Genomic DNA, 23,802 nt, shown 5'->3' on the forward strand with positions numbered 1-23,802 from the left:
ACCGGCGCTTGCACAAAAGCAATTGCGATTTTTTGTGGGCAGTTTGCCCCATCAAGTAGATATTTAATTATGCGCAAGGATCATAGGCCTTATTGGTTAAAGCGCCTGCAGTTGCGTTGGCGCAATTGGCGCACGCACTATTTTTTACTTCCTCAATTTGATGCGGTAGGTGTTGACCCTGAGGTGATGGACCCTTCTTCAGTACATGTTTTTGGAGGGAATGTTCGCCTGGGTAATTATCCCCATTTAATTTCTAATGCGGAAAAGTGCATTCGCTTTACTACCTTTGGGCACAAGGGGCGCGAGGCTTTTATTACCATTGGGAACTATGTGCTGATTTCTCCCGGAGTGCGGATATCGGCTGCGCAGTCCATAGAAATTGGCGATGCCTGTATGATCGCCGCTAATGTTTATATTTCTGATTCCGATTGGCATGGCCTCTATAATCGTACCAGGCCTTTTCGTTGCACTGCGCCGGTGCGTCTTGGGAATAATGTTTGGATTGGCGATAGTGCGACTATTTGTAAAGGCGTAAGCATTGGTGATAATTCCGTTGTCGGCGCGGGTAGTGTGGTCACCAAGGATGTGCCAGCCAATACAGTGGTAGCAGGGAATCCAGCCAAGCCGATAAAAACCATTAACCCCAAACGGAGAATGATTACCCGCGAGGCGCTTTTTGCCGATGCTTTCCGCCAGGCTCACAATATGGATGAGCTGGATAAATATATGCTGCAAGGTAATAGCCTATTTGGCTGGCTGCGCGCTGTATTTTTCCCTCGCCGCGGCGATTAACGTTGATCACTGCTTCGCTCTGATTTTTGCGAACAGGTAAAAAGATGAAAAAAAGAAAAAGTATTGTTCTGATTGGCATGCCGGGTGCAGGTAAAAGTACTTTGGGTGTGTTGCTGGCCAAAGAGCTGGCCCTGGATTTTGTTGATACAGATGTTTTGATTCAGGCGCGGGAGGGGAAAACACTACAGGAAATTATGGCGGAGAGTGACTACCTCAATTTGCGGGCTATAGAGGGGGAGATCATTGCCGCAGCGCAGCTGCCCAAGCATGTGGTTTCCACTGGGGGCAGCGCGGTCTACAGTGCTGAGGGAATGGCTAATCTGCGTGCGCAGGGCACAGTCGTGTTTTTGGAATGTTCCGCAGATGAACTTCGCCGGAGAATCCACAATTATGAAAGTCGTGGGATAGCCAAAGCACCGGAGCAAAGTTTTGACAGTTTATTTGAGGAGCGCCAGATCCTCTACCGCAAATATGCGGATATTACTTTGCGCTGTGATGGTTTGAATCTGCAACAGGCATTGGATCGATTAATGCAAAAGCTGCGGGCGTTGGCTTGATAGGTTTTTTGAGCCCCACAAACTATGGGGCTCATTCATGAGACTCTGGTATTGCCTCAGCCTCTTATTCTGCTAGAGCGGCAACTGAGTGGTATATTTCACTTGTTTAAGGGCGAAGGTGGAATTCACCGAGGCTACATTGGGCAGGTGCACCAGTGAGCGTTTTAACAGTTGCTCGTAATGTTCAACACTGTCCACTACTACACGCAGAACATAGTCCTTGTCGCCACTGGTTGAATAGCATTCGACCACTTCCTGAACATCCTGTACCGCAGTCTCGAAATTATTCAGGGACTCTTCATCGTGGTTGTGGATGGTCACGTAACAATATACTGTGACTCCCAGGTCCAATTTACGCGGGTCCAGCAGGGTGACGCGGCCGCGAATAATACCCTCCGCCTCCAGCCTTTTGATACGGCGCCAGCAGGGGGTGTGGGAAAGACCGACTTTGTCTCCGAGCTCCGCCATGGAATAATCGGCGTTCTCCTGCAGCGCTCGCAGAATCTTGCGGTCGAAATCATCCAGGTCTGTCGAACGCTTCATAAAGACTCCTATCCTATAAAAAATTGCTCGATCGAGATTTTCATCACAAATTTACGCACATTTACGTAAATAAAGCAATGCTCTGTTGCGCTTAACGCACTAGTATGACCTGACCAATCCGTTTCAGCCTGAGCGCTTTTTGTAATTACCCGCCAGAGAGTTTTGCAGGGTGCCGAAAAAGTGATCAGCTAACTACCGAGACGGAGCAATTCGGAAGAATAATGACTTATAACTCGAACTGGGTTTCGAGAAGAATAAATGACCGGAAACTAGGTGTATGACTGAAAAAGTAGCCAGTCCCCAGCGCGCGGTGGACTCCCAGGGGAAAAAACAAATCTCACTGGATGATCGCTTTACCACCCTCAAAGGCCGTGTGCTTCTTTCGGGGATCCAGGCGCTGGTGCGTCTGCCCATTGACCAGATGCGGATGGACCAAGCTCGCGGTTTAAATACCGCAACTTTTATCTCCGGTTACCGCGGCTCTCCCCTCGGTGGTTATGACTTGCAGCTCTCGAGGGCCAAAAAGTTACTGGATCAGCACAATATTCGATTCCAGCCGGGCGTGAATGAGGAGCTGGCCGCGACGGCCGTGTGGGGCTCCCAGCAGGTTGGCCTATTCGATGGCGCTCAAGTCGATGGCGTTTGTGGTATCTGGTATGGCAAGACTCCGGGCGTGGATCGCTCATGTGATGCCTTCCGTCACGCCAATGCTGCGGGTTCCTCGCCAAAGGGTGGTGCTCTTATTATCGCTGGGGATGACCACGGCTGTAAGTCCTCTTCCTACCCGGGGCAGTCGGAATTTGCTTTCGTGGATATGCATCTTCCAGTCTTGAATCCTGCAACTGTGCAGGAGGTCTTGGATTATGGCCACTATGGCCTGGAGTTGTCCCGTTTTAGTGGCTGCTGGGTGGCAATGATCACTCTGGCAGAGAATATGGATAGTTCCGCTACCGTGGAAGTCGATCCCCAGCGGGTACAGTTCAATTATCCTGAGATCGAGCGCCCCGCAGGTGGCCTGAATATCCGCAAGCAGGATAACCCCCTCGAACAGGAAGAGCGCCTGTGGCGCTATAAGCGCCCGGCGGCTCTGGCCTTTGCTCGGGCGAACAAGCTGAACAAGGTAGTGCTGGAAAACTCTAATGCCACTCTTGGTATCGTCACTACCGGTAAGGCTCACCTGGACTTGATGCAGGCCTTCGAGGACATGGGGATTAATGAGGAAAAAGCCCAGCAATTGGGCATTCGTATCCTCAAAGTGGGGATGACCTACCCCCTCGATGTACCTGGAATTCAGGAGTTTGCCCGCGGCTTAGATACTTTGCTGGTGCTGGAGGAAAAGCGTAGTCTGATGGAGGTGCAGCTGAAAGAGGAGCTGTACAATGTTCACCTCAAAGACCCTAATTTCCCGCGTATTCTCGGGAAAGTAGATGAACACGATCAACCGCTGATGCCTGCCTATGGTGAGCTATCCCCGGCCATTATTTCCCAGGTGCTTGGTCTGATTTTGGATCAGGATAAGCTGGGTGAGCGCGGGCGACATCGCTTGATGCGCCTTAATGCCCTGGCCCAGCGCATCGCGCAACAAGCGGGTTCCAATGTTTCTCGCCTACCCATGTTTTGTGCCGGCTGCCCGCATAACCGTTCCACCAAAGTGCCTGAGGGCAGTCGCGCCCTTGCCGGAATCGGCTGCCACTATATGGCTCAGTGGCTGGACCGCGAGACGTTCACCTTTACCCAAATGGGCGCCGAAGGAGTCAACTGGGTGGGGCAGGCGCCTTTCACCGATGAAAAGCATGTATTTGTGAACCTGGGGGATGGTACTTATTTCCACTCGGGGGTCCTCGCAATTCGCGCTTCTGTCGCCGCTAAGGTAAATATCACCTACAAAATCCTGTTCAACGATGCCGTCGCCATGACAGGTGGCCAGCCCCATGATGGAGAGTTGGCGCCGGATATGATTTGCCGCCAAGTGCTGGCCGAGGGTGTGCAGAAGGTTGTTCTGGTGATGGACAACCCAGACAAATATCAGGGCGCCCTGAGCTTCCCTTCCGAGGTAGAGATTCGCCATCGGGATTATATGCCGGCGGTAATGGAGGAGTTGCGTGAGGTGGAAGGGTGTACGGTCATTATTTACGACCAGACCTGTGCTACTGAATTGCGCCGTAAGCGCAAGCGCGGCTTACTCCCCCAGGCTGAGGGGCGCCCCTTTATTAATGAGTTGGTGTGTGAAGGCTGTGGCGACTGTGTGCAGCAATCCAGCTGTATTGCCGTGGAAAAGGTTTCTACAGCTTTGGGGGACAAGCGCCGTGTTAACCAGACCGGTTGTAATCAGGATCTCTCCTGTATCAATGGCTTCTGTCCCTCGTTTGTGACGGTAAAAGGTGGGCGCTTGGCTAAAGGTGCGGGCGTTGGCGATGTCTTGCGCACAGAGGCAGAAAAGCTGCCTGTACCAAAGCTGCCGGGTCTGGATGAGCCCTTTAATTTCCTGGTGACAGGAGTGGGTGGTACCGGGGTGGTGACTATTGGTGCTCTGTTGGCGATGGCGGCCCATATAGAAGGCAAAGCCTGCAGTACCCTGGATCAGACTGGCCTCGCGCAAAAAGGCGGCGCGGTGTATTCCCATATTCGTTTTGCAGCCCACCCAGAAGCATTGCAAGCGGTGCGAATCTCCGATGGTCGCGCCGATGCACTGATGGCCTGTGATTTGATCGCTGCGGGAAATCTCGCCGCCTGTTTGGCCAAGCTGGATGAAACCCATAGTCGTGCGGTGGTGAATACCCACCTGAGCCCCACCGCTGCCACCGTTTTGGGGCGTGAGGATGCTCACTCTCCACAAGCGGTTCTCGATACCCTAAGTAACGCGGTTAACGCTCTGGATTCTGTTGAGGCTCACCGTCTGACCAAATCTGCACTTGGTGACACTCTGGCGGCCAATATATTTATGTTGGGCTTTGCTTGGCAAAAAGGCCTATTGCCACTTTCTCAGGCGTCGCTGTTGCAGGCAATTGAGCTGAATGGTGTGGCAGTGGAGGGCAATCTGCAGGGCTTTGCTGCCGGGCGTCTTGCTGCGGCAGACCGTAAAGTTCTAAACCGGTTGCTTGCTCACGATCGGACGCCTGTACAGCTACCCAAAGGTCTGGATGAAATTGTTGCCCACCGGGTTGAGCATCTGACAGGCTATCAAAATGTAGAGTTGGCTAAGCGCTACCAAGTTTTGGTGGATAAAGTTAAAGCGGCGGAAACCCTTAAGGTACCCGGGCGCCAAGCGGTCGCCGAAGTGGTTGCGCAAAATTATGCCAAGTTACTTGCTTACAAGGATGAGTATGAGGTTGCGCGCCTCTACACTGATGGGCGCTTTACTCAATCCTTGCAGGAGAATTTTAGCGGAGACTTTGTCCTCGAATTCAACTTGGCGCCGCCATTACTGGCCCGTTTCGACAAAGTGTTGGGGCGTCCTCGCAAAATGAAGTTTGGTGGTTGGATGCACAAAGCATTCGGAGCCTTGGCCAAATTAAAGTTCCTGCGCGGTACTGCTCTGGATATTTTCGGCTATACCGCTGAGCGACGTATGGAGCGGTCTTTAATCACTGAGTATGAGCAACTGGTTGAGAAAGTGGTGGGGCAGTTGAACGAACAAAACCACCAGGCGGCTATTGAATTGCTCAGTTATCCTGAGGTTATTAAAGGTTACGGGCACATCAAAGAGGCTAATGTATTGGAGGCGCAACGCCAAAGAGAGCAGGCGCTAAGTCGTTTTGAAAATCCTGTTGGTAAAACCGGCCAAGCTAGAGAGGTTGAAATTTTCGACCCCACTAAGGCTCAGCAAGTGGGCTAACGTTCCGCTCCTACTAAAGCCCCGGTGGGTTTCCACCGGGGTTGTTCCGCTTACCAGAATCCCTGCATACGAATAGCAAGCTGCTTGGTTTGATCGCCGGTAAATTTATCATCCCCGAGAGTCACGTTCAGCATCAGGCGCACTTTGGGATTAAAATAGTAATTAAACCCAAAAACAAAATTACTTACCTTCATGCCGGGAATATCCCGGTTTTCGATGGTATCGTAGCGTGCAGTAATCTCGAAGGCGCTCTCTGGTGGAGTAGGTTTGATAGATCTGAAAACTCCATTTTTCTCATCATAGGGTTTGTGCTGACCAGTGATCGCCCAACTTCCCACGATATACCAAGTGCGTACATCTTGGTCTCCGATAAAACAACCGGTATATGGGTCACAAAAAAAACGAGGCGGCGCACCAAAGAACTCAAAAAATGTAAATTCGGATAAATAGAAATCTCCGGAAAAATTCCCAAAAGCGTATTCAGACTGGGCGTAAAAAGGCCCGTAGGCGCCAGCGAGTTCTAATCCTAGAATCCACACATCTCCACCGGGGTCGCCCTGATAAAATTCATCATCGCCAAAATCACCGAAGAAAAATTCACCACCACCGGGGCTCAGTGCAACCAGTTGTTCTGGGCCGCGACGCCCTGCGTATTCGACTAGTGCCTCGCGCGGTGGCGTGTCTTCATTGGCGTCTTCATAGCTGAATGAAGCGCCCAGATGTACAGTACTGTCGAAGTTACTGATTGGGGCCCAGGTAAATCGGGTGGCGGCACCAATACCCTCGTTGCGTGGATCACCGGGGTTGCGCAGATTAAAAAGGGTGACCCCATAGGTATGACAGCACCAATGGGTATGCCAGCCAATTCCCTGTTGCCTGCCGCGGTTGTCGTAAATACCAGCGGATGAGGCAAAGGATCTCTCCATCATGGTGATTTGATTGGAGGAAGTGAGTTGGTTCATCGAACGGCTGGGTTTAAAATTTCCTATGCGGAGGCTTCCATCAAAGACTTTAGTGCCCAGGTATACAGTCCTTAATCCTCCAGTTCCAGAGGAGGCAAAGTCTCTTTCCAGTTCGTATTCCCATTTCCACAATTTTCCCCGCATTTTTAGTCGTACTCGACGAAAATCTGTAGTGTTTACGGGTTCTTCAAGTTCTGTATCAAACAAGATGGTGTCATAGTAGTTTTTATCTTTGTCAAAAAAATATGTGTCAAAGTGAATGCGGCCGCCGAGTTCTGCAGAAAAATTTTCATCCTTGGACGTAATTTTTAGTCCCCCTTCAGTTTTGGCCTTATCAGCAGTGGCGAAGGGAGATAAAAGTACACAGGTTAGGGCGAAATACAGGGCGTAGTATTTCATGCAGTGTCCTTAGAGGCGGCTGTATCTTTAGCTGCGTATTGTTGCAGTTTAGCAAGTAGGTTTGATGATTTTTCGGTTTTCTGGGGTAGGGTTTACTTATAAAGAGAAGGTCTTGGGGTATGGTCGAGTAAGGGATGGGTGTACTTAAGTAAGTCCGTGAAACACCTGCAGCTGTGTATACTTGTGCAAGTGTTTCTTGGGTGGAAATGAAGCAGGTTACAGCTCAATTGTTTTCCTGATAAGTGAAAGTTTAGATGCGCTCCAGCTTATAGCCTTTTTGCTTCATCAGCTCAGCAATGCTGCCTTGGCCGACTAAATGGCCGGCGCCGACAACCACAAAGAGTTTCTGATACTTCGGCGCTTTTAAGATTATTTTGTTCGCCATTTTCTCATTGCGCTGAAAAAATAATTTTTCATAAAGCGGCTGATACTCGGGACTTTCTTCAAGGCCATCGAGAATAATCAGGTGATTGAGAGCTTTGTCGTCTCCGGCTTTCCATGCACTGGTGAGCTTTGGCAAAAAGGTAGAGATATCTTCCAGCTGCTCAAGCGTCTGCTGGAGTAAAAGGGCGGGATTATCCAGGCCATTTAATAGTTGGAATTGCTGTAGAACCCCCTCCAGCTCCAATACCGGTTTACCGTCCTTTTTAGCCTTACTTAGGAAGTGGCGATCGATACCCAGTTCCGGGTTGAGCCCCTGGGCCTGCATTTCGATCATACTCATGGAAATCATGGCGATGGCTGGGCGCTGGCGAATAAACATAGCCTCCGGCATGTTGCGTTTGTGCATCCAGGCTTGTAATTTCTTGTACAAATCTGCGGGGAGGTCATCACGCAGGCTGCGTTCTCCCTGATAAACAGACTCCATCATAATTTTCTGCTGTATCAACATATCGCTTTCGGCGGCGAGGATATCAGCTTCAACAGCAACGGCATCACTTTGGGCATAGGCACGCTCTATCTGGGAGCGCATTGGGTAATAGTCTTCTGTGGCCAGGTGGATAGATCCCAGCAGGTAGACAGTTTTATCCTCCTTGGTGGCTTTCCAGAAAATACCTTGATCTGTTTCGGCTGCAGAGGCTGTGCCAACAAATAATATAAGAACAAGAGCGATTGACCGTGTGAAGTAGCGTTGGAACATTACTTTTCCCTGAATGTGTTGAGGCGAATCATGTTAGCACTCGAGAAGCCCGTCTGATACCAAGTGACTGCGCAGGTAAATTGGCCTTGCCAGAGGGGTTTGTTGCAAATCTGTGTGGAATCTACTGGGAAATTACTTCTGTGAGGGTCAAAATACTCTCTTTGTTCCACTTTTGCGGTAGATGTTTTGAGAATTGTACAAATCTGGCCTGAATTGGAGCCTGGAGATAGAGGTAAGGCTGCGCTGGATTTCATTCAGGAGTTGGCTCGGCAGGACGCAAAACCAATTGTGATCTCAGCCGGGGGGGCCTTGGTGGCGCGCCTCGAACTGCATGATGTCCAACATATCCCATTGCCTTTGAACAAGAAGCCTTTTTGGGCTATGGCCCTTGTGCGCCGCTTACGCAGTGTCCTACAGAATTTAAATGCCGATGTGGTCCATGTCCATGGGCGTTTAACCGCCCAGGTGGTCTGGCGAGCTTGGGATGGTATGGATGTCAATACACGCCCCAGTTTGGTCACTCATGTCGATGGTTATTATTCGCCCAGTCGAAGGGATGTAGGGTTGGTTTCCGGGCCATGTGTGATCGCATCATCCGATGGAATTGCCAGCCACCTGAAAGCGCATCTTGGGGAAAAATTGGTTAATCCTACCCATATCGTGCACTGGGGCATTAGCTCTCGGGAGTTCGATCGCAGTAAACCTGTATCAGGCCAATGGCATCTGCGTTTCCTGAATAGCTATCCGCAACTGGAGGGAAAAAATTGGTGGCTGTATTCGGGCCCCTTGTCTGAAAAGGGTGAGCTGAAGGTGTTTTTGCACGCTCTGGCGCGGGCCGTAACTAGCCGGGAGGATTTATTGGGGTTGGTGGTAGGGGCATCAAAGGGTGGTGATTTACACCATATCCGCAAGTTGGAGCAACTGGCTCAAGAGTTGGGGCTGGAAGGGAAAGTACTTTTTCTGGGAGAGAGAAAGGATTTACGGGAGCTCTATGCCTCCTCGCAATTGACTTTCAGTTTGGCCAGCCCTGGTGAGCCTAGCGGCCAAAGTGCTATGCAGGCTTTGGCGATGGGGTGCTCTGTGGTTGCCTATAAAGATACTTGTGCTGGAGAGGTGCTGGAGGGCTGCTTCCCCAGGGGAGTCGTTGAGCGGGGAGGTTCACAAGCTTTATGTGATGTGGGGCTGGCTTTAATGGAGCGGCGGGATAAAGTGGAGTTAAATGGTTTTTTTCATGAAGAAATCGTTAAAAAGACCATAAATATCTATCGGGATTTAGTTGGTTCTTCCAGCTAGGCAGAGGCTGATTAAAAATTAAAGTGCCCATTAAATGAGGCAAAATCGAAACCGGGATTGGGGATATTCGTATAGGCATTGGAAAAGTGGCTATAGCGCAGCGATAGTGTATGGCCGCTACTGAAGCGATAGCCCAGAGCAAAATGTAAGGCAAAATTTACCTTGGTGCTGAGTCGAATATCACCAAACTCCTGCTGGCTTAAATAAGAAGCGCCGACACCCGCCTCGCCAAAGCTACCGAGGGGTTCACTGCGCGGATACCAACGCAGCACCGGTTTGATTTCTAGAATATTTTGCTGCTGGGTTTTATTGAGGTGTTCCAGGCGAATATAGGAATAACTGCCTTGCCCCCACCACTGCCAGGAATTATTGGCATTGTTGAAAGAGGTGAACAGGTAGGAATAGTTGATACCGCCTACTTTGGCGGCTGAAATTGAGTCTCTCTGCATCAGGACATTTCCTAGCCCCTTTCCTGCGCTGATAATAATTTCCTGCTCGGCGATAGTGGCAGGGGCTCCGGGGAGAGTCCAGGCGAGCAAAAGTGTACAGCCCAATGCTGTGTTGCCGCTTACACCATTTTTGGAATATTTACGCATGGGTTGTGAGGATCATAGTTGCAAGAGCTGTAACTAAGACTAGTGGGAAAGTGATTGAAGGCAAGCACGCTACCTATCGACCGCCACCGGCTTCCTCAAGTTTGGCTGGGGCTGAGATCAGCCCCAGGCCGCGGAGTTTTTGGACGGTTATCGCCACTGACGTTTCAGTTGACGAATGGCATCGGAGTGCAGTTGGCGGGCGCGTTCCTGACTGAGCCCAAGCTGTTCGCCGATAACTCTGAAAGAGCAATCCTTGTCTGAAATCAGTCCATAGCGCAGGTTCAATACCGTCCTTTGCCTAGCTGGCAGGCGGTCGACAGCTTCGCGTAGTCGCTCTGCCAGCTCTTGGTTGGTGACCAATTCATCGGTATTGTAAAGTTCGTCGGCGGGAGCGTAATCCAAGCGGGTACTGCTCTGGTCGTCTGCGACAGGGTCGTCCAGTGAGCCTGTTGGGCCGGGTAGTTTGAGCAAGCTTTGAATTCGCTCCAGGTCAAGCCCCGTGTGTCTAGCCAGATTTTCATCGGATGCGGGCTGGCCTAACGCGCGTACCTCGCCGATAGCACGGTAAATTGTGCGTAAGTCATCCTGCACATTGGCTGGCTGGCGAACCAAATCTTCATTGCGTCGCATAGCCAGTTGTATTTCCTGCTGAATCCACCAGTAGGCGTAGGTTGAAAATCGGTAGCCCATTTGCGGCTTGAAGCGCTCTATTGCTTTCATCAAGCCGACGTTCCCCTCCTGAATCAGATCAATAAAAGGGATTGAGGGATTGCGAAAGCGCTTGGCAATAGCGATTACCAGGCGTAAATTGCACTGAATCAGCTTTTTTCTTTGCTCCTGAAAGCGTCTCAGAAGCCCACCGAGTTTGCTTCTTTCCCGTCGGGTGAGTTCTTCGAGTGACAGTAACATCTCCGTGCGAGCAATTATCAGGCCGTGGTCATAGGCACCGGTACTGCCCCGCTGCTCCACGCCTTCACTACGCAATTGCACAAGCTCGGTTCCGCACTGCTGTAATTTCTCAATCAGGGTATCTTCGAGATCCCGCAGTAGGCAGGTGGTACTGTGTTCCTCCTCGGGGGTAAGCAGCTCAAGTCTGTATAGGTGCTTGAGATAGCTTTGCATTGGGGTGCTGCCACTTTCGCTGAGCGATTCCCCAACTGAATGGATCTCTTCGATATCGGGTTCGGCATCTTCTGCCTGACCGCGATTTTCCGCATTGGAGCAGGAATCGGAGAGGGCGTTGTCTGTATCCTTCAGCCAGTCTTCATCCCTTGAGTAAAAGTTTTCTCGGGACAAGTGCTTAAACCTTCTGTTGACTGCGTGAACGATATGCTTTGTTCAGTCTCTCCAGGCGCTCTTGGCGCCCTTTTCACCTTAACGATAGATGAAAGTTGAATTTTGCGCCCAATAAAGGCTGACTGATGGGTTTTTTGGGGAGGGGCTGGGCGTAGCAAACGCCCAGTTAGTAAAAGATAAATTATTTTAGGCGCTTAACTCGCATCTTTTTTCCGCCGTCAGCGGGTTTCATAAAAAAGGATCCAAGCATCGCGCGTTCTACAGTAACGAGATCGCCGGCCTTCCAGAATACGCGCCCTGTATCATTTTGCTTCCAGATCTGGCCGTTCTCCAGAATGACAATCTTTTTATTGTGGGCGCCCTCTTGAATCTCAGCGATTCTTGCCTCAATAGACTCTGGAGCTTCTTTGATTTGCTTCAACTCCTGGCCAAAATCTTGTTCGGCTCGCTTCTCAATGGAGCTACTGAGCTTATCGTAGCAGGCCAATCGGTCTGTATTGGACGTCACTTTAGAGCAGTGCTTGAGCTGCTTTCCTAGTGAATCTGCATAAACATTGGGGGTAAGGATTGCTAGAAGGGAGATTATAAAAATTCGAGTCATGACTATTTATTACGTTTTTGCCGGTTGTTGGCTTTATTTTGCCGGAGCAGTTGACGATGGACAATTGGATTTGTGCGTCTCAGCACGCTTTTAGTGGAACCTACATGGAAAAATACCCTCGATTAAGACGGGCCATCCTGACGCTCTTCATTGTTTAGGTGGGCTCGTCCGTAATAGCAGCCTTGTCTTAGGGGATTTTCGAGTGCTTAGCTATTAGCTGGGTTAAAAATATAGGCAAAAACTATCAAGGGGCGGAAAAATGAAAAGTCTTATCACTCCCGCAGTTTTATTGGCCACACTAGGCTGTCTCAGTTTGGAGGGGTTGCAACTCTCTTTTGCAGGGGAGGCCTTTGCCGCGACGAGCGTGGTTACTCTGTCTCAGGAACAGCAGGGTAAAAACATAGAGCAAAACTTTTCTGTAAATGGTGCTCGGAAGGGTGAAATGCTCGATGGCAGTGAGATGTTGGAATTTGAAGGGGATATCTTTGCGGATGTGCCTGAGCATGCGGCAACCGATAAGGGTGTTGGGCAGAGAGATTCATTGGGAGAGAAATCCCCAAGTAAGTAATGCAAGGGTATCCTTCTTAGTAAAAAACCGGGTTTTACCCGGTTTTTTACTGTTTACATGGGCTCAGCGTTTTTGAGCGCTAAAGTGTTTGCCGCTTTGACTACGGCTGTCATCGCCCATTAAGTAGAGGTAGGTGGGCATAATTTCTTCTGGTGCCGCCACAGACTTGGGGTTTTCTGCCGGATAGGCTGTTGCACGCATTGGGGTGCGAGTTGCGCCTGGGTTGAGGCTATTCACCCGTACATTGGATACGCCATCCAACTCATCGGCCAACACCTGCATAAGGCCTTCCGTTGCGAACTTTGATACAGAGTAGGCACCCCAATAAGCCCTTCCCTTTAGGCCTACGCTGGAACTGGTGAATACCACTGAACCGGCTTCGGATTTTTCTAGTAATGGCAGTAGTGTTTTGGTGAGTCCAAATACGGCATTAACATTGACCTGCATAACCTGTTGCCAGGCGGAGAAATTGTAATTTGCCAGAGGGGTGCGCTGCCCGAGGAGGCTGGCATTGTGAAGTAGCCCATCGAGACGGCCAAACTCCTGTTCAATGGCCTCGGCAAAACTTTCAAAGTGCTCTATTTTGGCTTCATTGAGGTCCATTGGGAAAATGGCCGGCTGCGGTCCTCCTGCGGCCTCAATCTCGTCATAGACCATTTCGAGTTTTGGAGTGGTGCGTCCCAGTAAGATTACAGTGGCTCCGTGTGCGGCGAAAGTCTTTGCTGCAACCTTGCCAATACCGTCACCAGCGCCGGTAACAAGTATGATTTTATCTTTTAGTAGGTTTGATGGAGCGACATAGTCGCCGGCATATTCAGACATGAAACATCCTGATGCTGGCGCCCAGCATCGGGCCGGGCATGGTTTCGAAGGTTAAATATAATGTTGCTGGAGTAGGGGCCAGATTTCATCCACTGAGCTGACCAGGTGATCGGCACCCCAGTTAGCGGGATCATCGGAGGCATCAATATACCCGTATGCGCACGCAATGGTGGGCATGCCCGCACGCTGGCCGGCAATGATATCTCGCTGATGATCTCCTATATAAACGGCATCTGCTGGAGTGCAGCCTATTTTACTGCAGGCGAGCAGTATGGCTTCAGGGTCCGGCTTGGACTTGCTCACATGATCCGGGCAAATCACAGTGGAGGCTGGCGGCAGGTATTCGAATGCTCGCATAAGGGGCACAGTAAACGCTTCGGGCTTGTTGGTAACGATACCCCAGGGGATTTCATTTTGTGCCAGCGTATCAAGCAATGGCTCTATGCCGGGAAAAGGTACGGTCTGCTCTGCGAGGTGTGCCAGGTAAAGATCCAGTAGGCGCTGCAAAAGGCTGGAAAATTCAGGATCGCCTTCCTGCTTGCCAAACCCCAGAGTGACCAGTGCTCGCGAGCCGCTAGAGACTGTGCCACGGATAACCTGATCGGGCAGGGGAGGGAGTTGCTCCTGGTGGCGCAACTGATTGAGTACGACAATAAAGTCTGGTGCGGTGTCGAGGAGTGTGCCATCCAGATCAAATAAAACTGCTTTCATTCTATGGTTCGCTTATTCGGGTTTGCTGGCATACATCAGGTAATTGACGTCGACGTCGCGGGGGTTCAGTTTATAGGTGCGGGTTACCGGGTTGTAGGTCATGCCGGTGATATCGCGTAACTCCAGATCCGCCTCGCGCAGCCAGGCACCCATTTCCGAAGGTCGAATAAATTTGCTGTATTCGTGGGTACCTTTGGGTAGTAAGCGTAGGATATATTCCGCTCCCACCACCCCGAAAAGCCAGCCTTTAGGGGTGCGGTTGATCGTCGAAAAAAACAGGTGCCCGCCGGGTTTGACCAAGTTGGCACAGGCGCGGATTACCGAGGCAGGATCGGGTACATGCTCGAGCATTTCCAGGCAGGTGACAACGTCGTAACTTCCAGGGGCTTCCTCGGCAAGTGCTTCCACTGTAATACGTCGATAATCTACCGATACGCCACTTTCCAGGGCGTGTAGCTTGGCGACATTGAGAGGGGCTTCGCCCATATCAATACCGGTTACCGTCGCGCCTCGCTGAGCCATTGCCTCGGCTAGAATGCCACCGCCACAACCGACATCCAACAGTTTTTTACCAGCCACCGAGGCGTATCTATCGATATAATTAGCACGCAATGGGTTAATTTCGTGAAGGGGTTTAAATTCACCTTCTTTGTCCCACCAGCGGCTGGCGAGTTGTTCGAATTTGGCGATTTCCGCGGGATCTACATTACTCATGAAATTCTCTGCATACTCCGTCGCTATCAACCCGCAAATAAATTTGTGCCGGGTTAGTTCAGCACTGAGGTGCTGTCGCCGGCTATTAGCCGGTCCTAGTCCGCGAATACGAGGAGGTCGAATGACTACTTCCGTACTTCACGGGCGGCAATAAATGACGAAGAGAGTCAATTTAATTGCCCGGTTAATCGTTAATTGCTGGCTGCTTATAGCAGTTGAATTACCGTAACCAATTACGCCTAGCGTGAATGGCCGGCGATTCTATCACGCCATAATTGCGCCCGCTGGATTACCTCTGCTTCATTCAAGGTCAACAGCTGGCGTTCCTCCAGCAGTTGTTTGCCGGCAACCCAGACATCGCTGACATTGTGCCCACCGCTGGCATAAATTAACTGTGATACAGGGTCATGCACTGGTTGCTGTTCGAGGCCGGATAGATCGATCGCGGCAATATCGGCGCTCTTGCCGATTTCCAGGCTGCCAGTCTTCTCTTCAATTCCCAGGGCGCGGGCACCATTGATGGTGGCCATCGCCAGTGCCTGGTGAGCGGGAAGCGCAGTGGCCTTGCCGCTTACGGCTTTGGCGAGCAGGGCGGCGGTACTGGCCTCGGCAAAAAGGTCCTGACTATTGTTACTCGCGGCTCCATCGGTGCCCAGTGATACATTGATACCGGCGTCGAGTATCTCGACCGTGGGGCAGAAGCCGGAGGCCAGTTTGAGGTTGGAGGATGGGCAATGGGCCACATGCGCACCACTGGTTTTTAACAACTCTATGTCCCGTTCATTGGTTGCTACCATGTGCACACAGAGCGTTTGTGGGCTCATTAGGCCTAGCCGCTGTAGTCGTTCGGTGGGGCGTTCACCATTTTGTTTCAACGCAGTTTCCACTTCTTGGTAAGTCTCATGCAGATGGATCTGCACGGGAATTTGCGCCTCGGCGGAACACACGGCGATTTTTTCCAGGGTCTGATCGCCAACTGTATAAGGGGCGTGTGGTGCAAACATCACTTCAATGCGTTCATGGGCGCGGTAGTCGTCGCGCAGTGCCAAGCCTTTGTGCAAGGCCTCTTCGGCGTGGCGGCTCCAGGGGGTGGGTGCGTCTAATATCGGGAAGGCGATATGAGCGCGGATGCCGGTTTCCCGAGCGGCGATTGCTACGGCTTCTGGGTAGAAGTACTGATCTGAGAAGGTGGTAGTGCCCGAGCGCAACATTTCAGCAATAGCGTGGCGGCTGCCATCTGCGACAAACTCCGGCCCCACCCAGCGTTGTTCCGCTGGCCAGATATGTTTCTCCAGCCACTCCTTGAGGGGGCGGTCATCAGCATAACCCCGCAATAGTGTCATGGGCGCGTGATTGTGAGTATTGATCAGTCCGGGAATCAGGGCGTGATGTCCAAGTTCTACTTCCCGCTTTGCTTTAAAGCGTATCTTGGCTTCTGCCGATGGCAGCAGAGCGGTAATTTGTCCGCCTTCAACAGCGAGTGAGCAGTTCTCGTACACTTTTTGTTCGGGGACTACCGGAATAATCCAGCGCGCATGAATCAGGGTATCTATTGCTTGGGGCATGGGAGGTAAGTGGCGACGGTTAAGATAGGGATTTACTTTAGCGGCAGAGTCTGCCCACAGCAACAGCTGTAGGTGAGGCTCGGAAGTGCGTGGGGACTGCCATCCAAAGGCGTCAAACTGTGCTAGAATCGCCCGCTTATCCGGGCTCAGTATCCATGCCCGCGCTATAAAAGGAACGCCGTAAGCCATGGGCGAATTAGCCAAAGAAATCTCTCCGATTAATATCGAAGAAGAACTAAAGCAGTCTTATCTCGACTACGCCATGAGCGTGATCGTCGGGCGCGCACTGCCGGATGTACGCGATGGTCTCAAGCCGGTACACCGTCGTGTGCTCTTCGCTATGAGCGAGCTTAAAAACGACTGGAACAAACCTTATAAAAAGTCAGCGCGTGTCGTTGGCGATGTGATTGGTAAATATCACCCGCATGGAGATACCGCGGTCTACGACACCATTGTGCGTATGGCTCAGCCGTTCTCTATGCGCTACACACTGGTGGATGGCCAGGGTAACTTCGGTTCTATCGACGGTGATAGCCCGGCCGCCATGCGTTATACCGAAATTCGCATGGATAAGCTTGCCCACGAGCTGCTATCCGACCTCGATAAAGAAACGGTCAATTTTGTCGACAACTACGATGGCTCCGAGCAGATGCCGGAGGTACTGCCTTCCCGAGTACCGAACCTGCTGGTAAACGGTTCCTCCGGTATTGCTGTGGGCATGGCCACCAATATTCCTCCTCACAATTTGGGGGAAGTTGTTAATGCCTGCCTGGCGCTGATTGCTAACCCTGAGCTGTCTGTTGACGACTTGATGGAGCATATTCCCGGGCCGGACTTCCCCACTGGCGCAACCATTAATGGCCGTGCCGGTATCTTGCTAGCCTACCGCACTGGTCGCGGACGCATCTATGTGCGCGCCAAGGCGGACGTTGTTCGCGATGACAAGAGCAATCGCGAAACGATCATCATTACTGAGATTCCCTTCCAGCTGAACAAAGCGCGCCTGATCGAGCGAATTGCCGAGCTGGTGAAAGAGAAGAAGATTGAGGGTATCTCTGAGCTGCGCGATGAATCCGATAAAGACGGCTTGCGTGTAGTGATTGAGCTTAAGCGCGGTGAGCTGGGTGATGTGGTCCTGAATAACCTCTATTCCCAGACCCAGCTGGAGAGCGTGTTCGGCATCAATATGGTAGCTCTGGTTGATGGCCAGCCCAAGGTGCTGAACCTGAAAGAGTTGCTTGAGCACTTTGTACGTCACCGCCAGGAAGTGGTTACCCGCCGTACCGTTTACCTGCTGCGTAAAGCACGCGAGCGCGGCCACATTCTAGAAGGCTTGGCTATTGCTATTGCCAATATTGATCCGGTCATTGAACTGATTAAATCCTCCGCAACGCCGGCGGAAGCCCGTGAGGCGCTGCTAGCCAAGGGTTGGCCGGTGGGTAACGTACAGCAGTTCCTGGAGCGCGCTGGCGCCGATGCCTGCCGCCCAGATGACCTGCCTAAAGAATTTGGCCTGCGCGATAACGCTTACTATCTGTCCCCAGCTCAGGCTCAGGCCATTCTCGAACTGCGCCTGCACCGCCTCACTGGTATGGAGCACGACAAACTGCTGGCGGAATACCAGGACCGCTTGGAGCAGATCGCCGAGTATCTGCATATCCTCGGCAGTTTTGAGCGCTTGATGGAAGTGATTCGCGAGGAGCTGGAGCAGCTGTCAAAAGACTTTGGTGATGAGCGTCGCACCGATATTGTTGCCTCCCGTCAGGATTTGACCGTAGAAGATCTGATCACCCCGGAAGACAAGGTGGTGACCATTTCCCACGGTGGCTATGCCAAGAGCCAGCCTCTGACCGATTACCAAGCTCAGCGTCGTGGTGGTATGGGTAAGTCGGCCACCCAGGTGAAAGATGAAGACTTCGTCGAGCACCTGCTGATCGCCAACTCCCATGACACTATTTTGTGCTTCTCTAACAAGGGCAAGGTGTATTGGCTCAAAGTCTATGAAGTGCCGACTGCTGGCCGCGCCTCTCGTGGCCGCCCGGTGGTCAATATGCTGCCCCTCGAAGAGGGTGAGCGCATTAGTAGTCTGATGCCAGTGTCTGAATACGATGAGGATCACTTTATTTTCTTCACCACCGCCAATGGCACCGTGAAGAAGACTCCACTGACGGCCTTTGCCCGTCCGCGCAGCGTTGGTTTGCGCGCAATTGAGCTGGAGGAGGGCGATCGTCTCGTCGCTACAGCGGTAACCGATGGTGAGCGCGATGTGTTGCTGCTCACCAGTGCTGGTAAAGCAGCCCGCTTCTCCGAAGCCAATGTGCGCTCTATGGGACGCGTGTCTCGCGGTGTGCGTGGTATCCGCATGCAGGAGGGGCAGGAAGTGATCGCCATGGTAATCCCTGAAGAGGGAGGCTCCGTGATGATGGCGACTGAAAACGGCTACGGTAAGCGCACTGCGATCAGCGAGTTCCCCACCAAGGGTCGAGGTACCCAGGGGGTTATCGCAATCGCCGAAAGCGAGCGTAACGGCGCTCTGGTCGGAGCCTGTCAGGTCCACCCGGGTGAGGAAATGATGTTAATTTCTGATCAGGGTACTCTGGTGCGCACCCGAGTCGATGAGGTTTCGGTGCTGGGGCGCAATACCCAGGGTGTCCGTGTCATTCGACTCAAGAGCGGTGAAAAACTCGTGGGCCTCGGGCGCATCGAGGAGACGGAAGAAGAGGGTGAAGATAACGGTGGGGCCGAGTGACCCACCCCAAACTACCAACAGAAAGGCTGCGATTATCGCGGCCTTTCTTGCCTCTGGCACCCTAAGAAATGCTTAAAAGCGTGATATCCATCTCCCAAGATGGTGTTTTGTGCGTCGGCATATCTAGTTGAATTTGAAACCATTTTTAGTTTGTGGAAATCAGGTCATGAGGAAATACAATTTCTGCGCTGGTCCAGCGGCTCTGCCGGAACCGGTCTTACAGCAGGCACAGCTGGAGCTGATGGACTGGCGGGGTCTGGGTTGTTCAGTAATGGAAGTTAGCCACCGCTCGCCGGAATTTGTTGAGGTGGCTGAGCGCGCGGAGCAGGACTTGCGCGATCTGCTCCAGGTGCCAGATAACTATAAGGTGCTGTTTCTGCAGGGGGGCGCTACCGGGCAATTTAGCGCGATACCCTGGAACTTGTTTGGCGCCGGCTCTAAGCAGGCAGATTTTATCCACTCGGGACAATGGGCCGCAAAAGCGATTAAAGAGGCCCGGCGCTATGGTGATGTGAATGTGGTTGCCTCTAGCGAGGACCGCAATTTCAGTTATGTGCCAGCGCAGAATAGCTGGCAGCAGAGCGAGGGTGCGGCCTATCTTCATTACACGCCCAACGAGACTATTGGCGGTATCGAGTTTGATTATGTTCCAGAAGTGGACTGCCCTCTGGTTGCGGATATGTCATCAAATATCCTTTCCTGCCCGATCGACGTGGAGAAGTTCGGTGTAATTTATGCCGGCGCGCAAAAAAATATCGGGCCCTCGGGAATTGCGGTCGCTTTAGTGCGCGATGATCTCCTGGATCGGGCGATGAAAGATATTCCGCGCAGTTTGAGCTGGAAAGTGGCAGCCGATGCCGGTTCAATGGATAACACCCCGCCCACATTTGCCTGGTACCTTTCCGGTCTGGTTTTCCAGTGGCTTAAGGCGCAGGGCGGGGTTGAAGCTATGGCCCAACAGGCCGCTAAAAAATCCTCGTTACTCTATGAGTTTCTCGATGGCAGCGATTTCTTTTCCAGTCCGGTAGAAAAGTCCAGTCGCTCGCGGATGAATGTCCCATTTGTGCTGGCCGATGAGCGCCTCGATAAACCGTTTTTACAAGAGGCTGAAGCAGCTGGGCTGTTGAGTTTGAAGGGGCATCGCTCTGTGGGTGGCATGCGCGCATCCCTTTACAACGCTGTGCCTTTTGAGGCGGTGAAGGCGTTAGTGACCTTTATGGCAGACTTTGAAGCCCGCAAAGGCTAGAGAGCAGACAATTATTAACTTCAGGAGAAAGTAGAAAGCGGATGACAGAGGAAACCGTGGGAGGCGACCAGCGCCTGCTGGAGCTGCGCAATCGTATTGATAGTATTGATTCAGAGATTGCGCGATTAATCAGCGAGCGAGCCAGTTGTGCACTGGAAGTGGCTGAAGTAAAGAAAGCGACAGGTGAGGATGCGCTCTACTATCGTCCTGAGCGTGAGGCGCAGGTACTGCGTCGCGCCATGGAGCGCAATGACGGCCCCCTGACGGATGAAGAAATGGCAAGGCTGTTTCGTGAGATTATGTCTGCCTGCCTTGCTTTGGAGGAGCCGGTCAAAGTGGCTTATCTCGGGCCAGAAGGTACCTTTACCCAGCAGGCGGCCCTGAAGCATTTTGGTAATTCTGCGCAGAGTCGTCCGCTGGCGGCCATTGATGAGGTCTTTCGCGAGGTGGAAGCCGGCGCCGTAAATTACGGTGTAGTGCCCGTGGAAAATTCCACTGAGGGTGTGATTAATCATACCCTGGACAACTTTATGAACTCCAACCTCAGTATCTGTGGTGAGGTGGAGCTGCGAATTCACCATCATCTAATGATTTCTGACGTGACCCGCCCTGAATCGATCACGCGGATTTACTCCCATGCTCAGAGTCTGGCCCAGTGCCGAAAATGGCTGGATGCACATTACCCGAACGTGGAGAGGGTGGCGGTTTCCAGTAATGCGGATGCGGCCAGGCGTGTTAAAGGGGAGTGGAACGCAGCGGCAATCGCCGGAGATATGGCTGCCGAATTATATGGTCTCAAAGTGCTCTCTGAGAAAATCGAGGACCGTCCGGATAACTCTACGCGCTTCTTGATCATTGGTACCCAGCGGGTGCCCGCCAGCGGCGATGACAAAACCTCCCTGATGGTCTCTATGCGCAATGAGCCGGGTGCGCTGCACGATTTGCTAGAGCCATTTCGCCGTTATGGAATCGATCTCACCAGGGTGGAAACCCGCCCATCCCAGTCTGGAAATTGGACCTATGTGTTTTTCGTAGATTTCAAAGGGCACCGGAATACAGATGATATTGCAGAGGCACTCAAAGAGGTTGGCGCCTGTGCCTCGGACCTGAAAGTGCTCGGGTCCTACCCGCGCGGTGTTCTGTGATGGAGAAGTCTCATATAGGTCGCTTATTGGTGGTTGGTGTCGGCCTTATTGGTGGTAGCTTCGCATTGTCCCTAAAGGCGGCGGGTGCCTGCCGTGAGGTGATCGGTGTCGCACTCCAAGAGGAGGTCTGTGAAGAGGCAAAGAAGCTGGGCGTGGTCGATCGTGCCTATACCAGTCTGCCGGAAGCGCTCGACTTGTTGGAGGAGGGAGACCTGGTTTTTATTGCTGTGCCAACCTTGGCGGTGGAGTCGGTGTTTGCGCAGTTGAAGGACAATCTGCCTGAAGGTGTAACGGTTACCGATGCTGCCAGTGTTAAGGGAAGTGTGCAACGCTCGGCGGAAAAGGTCTGGGGCAGGGTGCCGAACTTCCTGGTGCTAGGGCACCCGATTGCAGGCTCTGAGAAGAGCGGGGTTAGTGCCGCACGAGATGACCTTTATCGCGATCACCGTGTCATCCTCACTCCAGCTCCTGATACCGATGTCGATCGCCTGCGCTTGGTGGCTCAGGCTTGGCAGGCTGCAGGGTCTGAGGTGCTGACAATGTCGGTAGAAGAGCATGATGAGGTGCTGGCTGCAACCAGTCATCTACCTCATGTAATCGCCTTCAGCCTAGTGGATACCTTGGCCCACGACGCCGAGAATGAAAATATCTTTCGCTATGCTGCTGGAGGTTTTCGCGATTTTACCCGTATTGCCTCCAGCGACCCGGTGATGTGGCGGGACATTATGTTGGCCAACCGGGATGCCATTTTACAGTCGATCGACCTCTACAGTCTCAACCTCTCCTCACTGCGCAGTGCCATTGCCTCCGGTGATAGCGCGGCGCTGATGGGGGTTTTTACCCGCGCTAAAGCGGCGCGGGATCACTTTACAAAAATGTTGGCAAAACAAGCGTATTCAGAACCTATGCAAGCTAAGGAAGTAACTTTTATTGCCCAGCCGGGTGGCACAGTGAGTGGCAAACTCCGTGTTCCTGGAGATAAATCCATGTCTCACCGTTCAATAATGCTGGGCTCCCTGGCTGAAGGTGTGACAGAGGTGGAGGGATTCCTCGAGGGGGAAGATGCCCTCGCTACTCTGCAGGCTTTCCGCGATATGGGGGTGGTGATTGAGGGGCCGGACAAGGGCCGAGTGACAATACACGGGGTGGGACTTCATGGCTTAAAGGCACCGCCTGGCCCCCTATATCTGGGCAACTCCGGGACTTCGATGCGCCTGCTTGCTGGTTTGCTGGCGGGGCAGGGCTTCGACGTTACCCTAACCGGCGATGAGTCCCTCTCTAAGCGCCCTATGAATCGAGTTGCCAACCCATTGCGAGAGATGGGCGCGGCTATTGAGACTGGCCCTGAGGGGCGTCCGCCGTTATTGATCAAAGGCGGCAAGCCTCTGTCAGGGATCAATTACCGGTTGCCAATGGCAAGTGCCCAGGTGAAGTCTGCGGTACTACTTGCAGGCCTTTATGCAGAAGGTGAGACTAGTACCGAAGAACCGGCCCCCACTCGAGATCATACCGAGCGTATGCTGCAGGGCTTTGGTTATGCGGTGGAGCGAAATGGCGCCTGTGCGACCTTGCGTGGTAGTGGGGGGCTTAAGGCTTGCCGTATTGATGTGCCGGCGGATATTTCCTCTGCGGCTTTCTTTATGGTGGCTGCGGCTATTTCCCCGGGAGCCGATGTGATGCTGGAGCATGTGGGCATCAATCCCACCCGCGACGGGATTATTAATATCCTGCGAGCCATGGGTGGCGATATTGAGCTTTTAAATAAGCGTACTGTAGGGGGGGAGCCGGTTGCGGATATTCGGGTTCGCTATGCACCTTTAAAGGGGATTGCCATTCCAGAGGATCAGGTGCCACTGGCTATCGATGAATTTCCCGCACTTTTTATTGCTGCCGCTTGTGCCCAGGGGCAGACGGTATTGACCGGCGCCGAAGAGTTGCGTGTGAAGGAGAGTGATCGTATTCAGGCGATGGCTAACGGCCTTTCTGCCTTGGGGGTGAGCGCGGAGCCTACCGCGGATGGAATTGTAATCGATGGTTCTATTGAAGATGCTGTATTTTCAGGCGGCACTGTGGATAGTTTGGGGGATCATCGTATTGCGATGGCTTTTGCGGTGGCATCGTTGCGCGCAAAGGATACAATTCGCATCCTCCACTGCGCTAATGTGGCGACCTCCTTTCCAAATTTTGCCGAGCTGGCCGTCGGTGCAGGTCTAAATCTGCAGTTGGCATGACCTAAGGCATGAGTTAAGGAGGGGCCGGTTTGCGCG

General features: G+C 52.3%; 19 protein-coding genes. 9 read left to right on the forward strand and 10 right to left on the reverse strand.

Features of this window, described 5'->3' with window-relative positions:
* The first annotated feature begins 69 nt into the window (after positions 1–69).
* Positions 70–792, forward strand: coding sequence for an acyltransferase (locus ACJJIO_RS16685; protein WP_444884281.1), 723 nt, complete (start codon positions 70–72; stop codon positions 790–792).
* 44 nt (positions 793–836) lie between these two features.
* Complete coding sequence (locus ACJJIO_RS16690) at positions 837–1,349, forward strand: shikimate kinase (protein ID WP_444909150.1); 513 nt, start codon at positions 837–839, stop codon at positions 1,347–1,349.
* Positions 1,350–1,421: 72 nt separating this feature from the next.
* Here the strand turns inward: ACJJIO_RS16690 and ACJJIO_RS16695 are convergent, their stop codons facing one another.
* Positions 1,422–1,892, reverse strand: a complete 471-nt coding sequence (locus ACJJIO_RS16695) for an Lrp/AsnC family transcriptional regulator (RefSeq protein ID WP_152452743.1) — start codon at positions 1,890–1,892, stop codon at positions 1,422–1,424.
* Positions 1,893–2,169: 277 nt separating this feature from the next.
* Between ACJJIO_RS16695 and ACJJIO_RS16700 the strand changes: the two genes are divergently transcribed.
* Positions 2,170–5,727, forward strand: a complete 3,558-nt coding sequence (locus ACJJIO_RS16700) for an indolepyruvate ferredoxin oxidoreductase family protein (protein WP_444909151.1) — start codon at positions 2,170–2,172, stop codon at positions 5,725–5,727.
* A 50-nt stretch (positions 5,728–5,777) separates the two neighbouring features.
* Here the strand turns inward: ACJJIO_RS16700 and ACJJIO_RS16705 are convergent, their stop codons facing one another.
* A complete protein-coding gene (locus ACJJIO_RS16705) occupies positions 5,778–7,088 on the reverse strand; it encodes an OprO/OprP family phosphate-selective porin (protein WP_444884284.1) in 1,311 nt (436 codons plus the stop codon).
* A 250-nt stretch (positions 7,089–7,338) separates the two neighbouring features.
* Positions 7,339–8,229, reverse strand: coding sequence for a TraB/GumN family protein (locus ACJJIO_RS16710; protein ID WP_444902734.1), 891 nt, complete (start codon positions 8,227–8,229; stop codon positions 7,339–7,341).
* A 186-nt stretch (positions 8,230–8,415) separates the two neighbouring features.
* Between ACJJIO_RS16710 and ACJJIO_RS16715 the strand changes: the two genes are divergently transcribed.
* Complete coding sequence (locus ACJJIO_RS16715; protein WP_444909152.1) at positions 8,416–9,522, forward strand: glycosyltransferase; 1,107 nt, start codon at positions 8,416–8,418, stop codon at positions 9,520–9,522.
* Positions 9,523–9,533: 11 nt separating this feature from the next.
* Here the strand turns inward: ACJJIO_RS16715 and ACJJIO_RS16720 are convergent, their stop codons facing one another.
* The 3 genes from ACJJIO_RS16720 to ACJJIO_RS16730 all read right to left on the reverse strand — a co-directional run bounded on the left by ACJJIO_RS16720 (position 9,534) and on the right by ACJJIO_RS16730 (position 12,015).
* Positions 9,534–10,118 carry an acyloxyacyl hydrolase gene (locus ACJJIO_RS16720; RefSeq protein WP_444909153.1) on the reverse strand — a complete coding sequence of 195 codons (585 nt, stop codon included), beginning with the start codon at positions 10,116–10,118 and terminating at the stop codon, positions 9,534–9,536.
* A gap of 147 nt (positions 10,119–10,265) precedes the next feature.
* The gene (locus tag ACJJIO_RS16725; RefSeq protein WP_444909154.1) at positions 10,266–11,414 is read right to left on the reverse strand and encodes a sigma-70 family RNA polymerase sigma factor; all 1,149 of its coding nucleotides are present in this window, start codon (positions 11,412–11,414) and stop codon (positions 10,266–10,268) included.
* Positions 11,415–11,595: 181 nt separating this feature from the next.
* Positions 11,596–12,015, reverse strand: a complete 420-nt coding sequence (locus tag ACJJIO_RS16730) for a hypothetical protein (protein WP_444909155.1) — start codon at positions 12,013–12,015, stop codon at positions 11,596–11,598.
* A gap of 259 nt (positions 12,016–12,274) precedes the next feature.
* Between ACJJIO_RS16730 and ACJJIO_RS16735 the strand changes: the two genes are divergently transcribed.
* Positions 12,275–12,583, forward strand: a complete 309-nt coding sequence (locus ACJJIO_RS16735; protein ID WP_444909156.1) for a hypothetical protein — start codon at positions 12,275–12,277, stop codon at positions 12,581–12,583.
* 63 nt (positions 12,584–12,646) lie between these two features.
* On the opposite strand, the gene ACJJIO_RS16740 is transcribed toward ACJJIO_RS16735, so the two are convergent.
* The 4 genes from ACJJIO_RS16740 to ACJJIO_RS16755 form a co-directional block, all read right to left on the reverse strand.
* A complete protein-coding gene (locus tag ACJJIO_RS16740; RefSeq protein ID WP_444889836.1) occupies positions 12,647–13,405 on the reverse strand; it encodes a YciK family oxidoreductase in 759 nt (252 codons plus the stop codon).
* A 51-nt stretch (positions 13,406–13,456) separates the two neighbouring features.
* Positions 13,457–14,116, reverse strand: coding sequence for an HAD family hydrolase (locus tag ACJJIO_RS16745; protein ID WP_444884291.1), 660 nt, complete (start codon positions 14,114–14,116; stop codon positions 13,457–13,459).
* Between the two features lie 12 nt (positions 14,117–14,128).
* Positions 14,129–14,830 carry a bifunctional 2-polyprenyl-6-hydroxyphenol methylase/3-demethylubiquinol 3-O-methyltransferase UbiG gene (gene ubiG, locus ACJJIO_RS16750; protein ID WP_252082389.1) on the reverse strand — a complete coding sequence of 234 codons (702 nt, stop codon included), beginning with the start codon at positions 14,828–14,830 and terminating at the stop codon, positions 14,129–14,131.
* Between the two features lie 239 nt (positions 14,831–15,069).
* A complete protein-coding gene (locus tag ACJJIO_RS16755; RefSeq protein ID WP_444911006.1) occupies positions 15,070–16,395 on the reverse strand; it encodes a TRZ/ATZ family hydrolase in 1,326 nt (441 codons plus the stop codon).
* 187 nt (positions 16,396–16,582) lie between these two features.
* Between ACJJIO_RS16755 and gyrA the strand changes: the two genes are divergently transcribed.
* The 4 genes from gyrA to ACJJIO_RS16775 all read left to right on the forward strand — a co-directional run bounded on the left by gyrA (position 16,583) and on the right by ACJJIO_RS16775 (position 23,766).
* Positions 16,583–19,144 (forward strand): DNA gyrase subunit A, encoded by a 2,562-nt coding sequence (gene gyrA, locus ACJJIO_RS16760; RefSeq protein WP_252082387.1) that lies wholly within the window; start codon positions 16,583–16,585, stop codon positions 19,142–19,144.
* Positions 19,145–19,310: 166 nt separating this feature from the next.
* Positions 19,311–20,390, forward strand: a complete 1,080-nt coding sequence (gene serC, locus ACJJIO_RS16765) for a 3-phosphoserine/phosphohydroxythreonine transaminase (protein WP_444909157.1) — start codon at positions 19,311–19,313, stop codon at positions 20,388–20,390.
* Positions 20,391–20,431: 41 nt separating this feature from the next.
* Positions 20,432–21,535 carry a prephenate dehydratase gene (gene pheA / locus ACJJIO_RS16770; protein WP_252082383.1) on the forward strand — a complete coding sequence of 368 codons (1,104 nt, stop codon included), beginning with the start codon at positions 20,432–20,434 and terminating at the stop codon, positions 21,533–21,535.
* Positions 21,535–23,766, forward strand: a complete 2,232-nt coding sequence (locus ACJJIO_RS16775; RefSeq protein ID WP_444909158.1) for a bifunctional prephenate dehydrogenase/3-phosphoshikimate 1-carboxyvinyltransferase — start codon at positions 21,535–21,537, stop codon at positions 23,764–23,766. The genes pheA and ACJJIO_RS16775 overlap by 1 nt, the downstream gene beginning before the upstream one ends.
* The last annotated feature ends 36 nt before the right edge of the window (positions 23,767–23,802 follow it).

This window comes from Microbulbifer mixtoriginis (SeqCode), assembly GCF_052467235.1.

Bases quoted from the DNA above. Each gene is read 5' to 3' on its own strand.
- ACJJIO_RS16720 (WP_444909153.1), bottom strand. From the start codon at position 10,118: ATGCGTAAATATTCCAAAAATGGTGTAAGCGGCAACACAGCATTGGGC.
- ACJJIO_RS16695 (WP_152452743.1), bottom strand. From the start codon at position 1,892: ATGAAGCGTTCGACAGACCTGGATGATTTCGACCGCAAGATTCTGCGA.
- ACJJIO_RS16700 (WP_444909151.1), top strand. From the start codon at position 2,170: ATGACTGAAAAAGTAGCCAGTCCCCAGCGCGCGGTGGACTCCCAGGGG.
- ACJJIO_RS16740 (WP_444889836.1), bottom strand. From the start codon at position 13,405: ATGTCTGAATATGCCGGCGACTATGTCGCTCCATCAAACCTACTAAAA.
- gyrA (WP_252082387.1), top strand. From the start codon at position 16,583: ATGGGCGAATTAGCCAAAGAAATCTCTCCGATTAATATCGAAGAAGAA.
- ACJJIO_RS16710 (WP_444902734.1), bottom strand. From the start codon at position 8,229: ATGTTCCAACGCTACTTCACACGGTCAATCGCTCTTGTTCTTATATTA.
- ACJJIO_RS16685 (WP_444884281.1), top strand. From the start codon at position 70: ATGCGCAAGGATCATAGGCCTTATTGGTTAAAGCGCCTGCAGTTGCGT.
- ACJJIO_RS16755 (WP_444911006.1), bottom strand. From the start codon at position 16,395: ATGCCCCAAGCAATAGATACCCTGATTCATGCGCGCTGGATTATTCCG.
- ACJJIO_RS16705 (WP_444884284.1), bottom strand. From the start codon at position 7,088: ATGAAATACTACGCCCTGTATTTCGCCCTAACCTGTGTACTTTTATCT.
- ACJJIO_RS16690 (WP_444909150.1), top strand. From the start codon at position 837: ATGAAAAAAAGAAAAAGTATTGTTCTGATTGGCATGCCGGGTGCAGGT.
- ACJJIO_RS16775 (WP_444909158.1), top strand. From the start codon at position 21,535: ATGGAGAAGTCTCATATAGGTCGCTTATTGGTGGTTGGTGTCGGCCTT.
- serC (WP_444909157.1), top strand. From the start codon at position 19,311: ATGAGGAAATACAATTTCTGCGCTGGTCCAGCGGCTCTGCCGGAACCG.
- ACJJIO_RS16730 (WP_444909155.1), bottom strand. From the start codon at position 12,015: ATGACTCGAATTTTTATAATCTCCCTTCTAGCAATCCTTACCCCCAAT.
- ACJJIO_RS16745 (WP_444884291.1), bottom strand. From the start codon at position 14,116: ATGAAAGCAGTTTTATTTGATCTGGATGGCACACTCCTCGACACCGCA.
- ACJJIO_RS16735 (WP_444909156.1), top strand. From the start codon at position 12,275: ATGAAAAGTCTTATCACTCCCGCAGTTTTATTGGCCACACTAGGCTGT.
- pheA (WP_252082383.1), top strand. From the start codon at position 20,432: ATGACAGAGGAAACCGTGGGAGGCGACCAGCGCCTGCTGGAGCTGCGC.
- ubiG (WP_252082389.1), bottom strand. From the start codon at position 14,830: ATGAGTAATGTAGATCCCGCGGAAATCGCCAAATTCGAACAACTCGCC.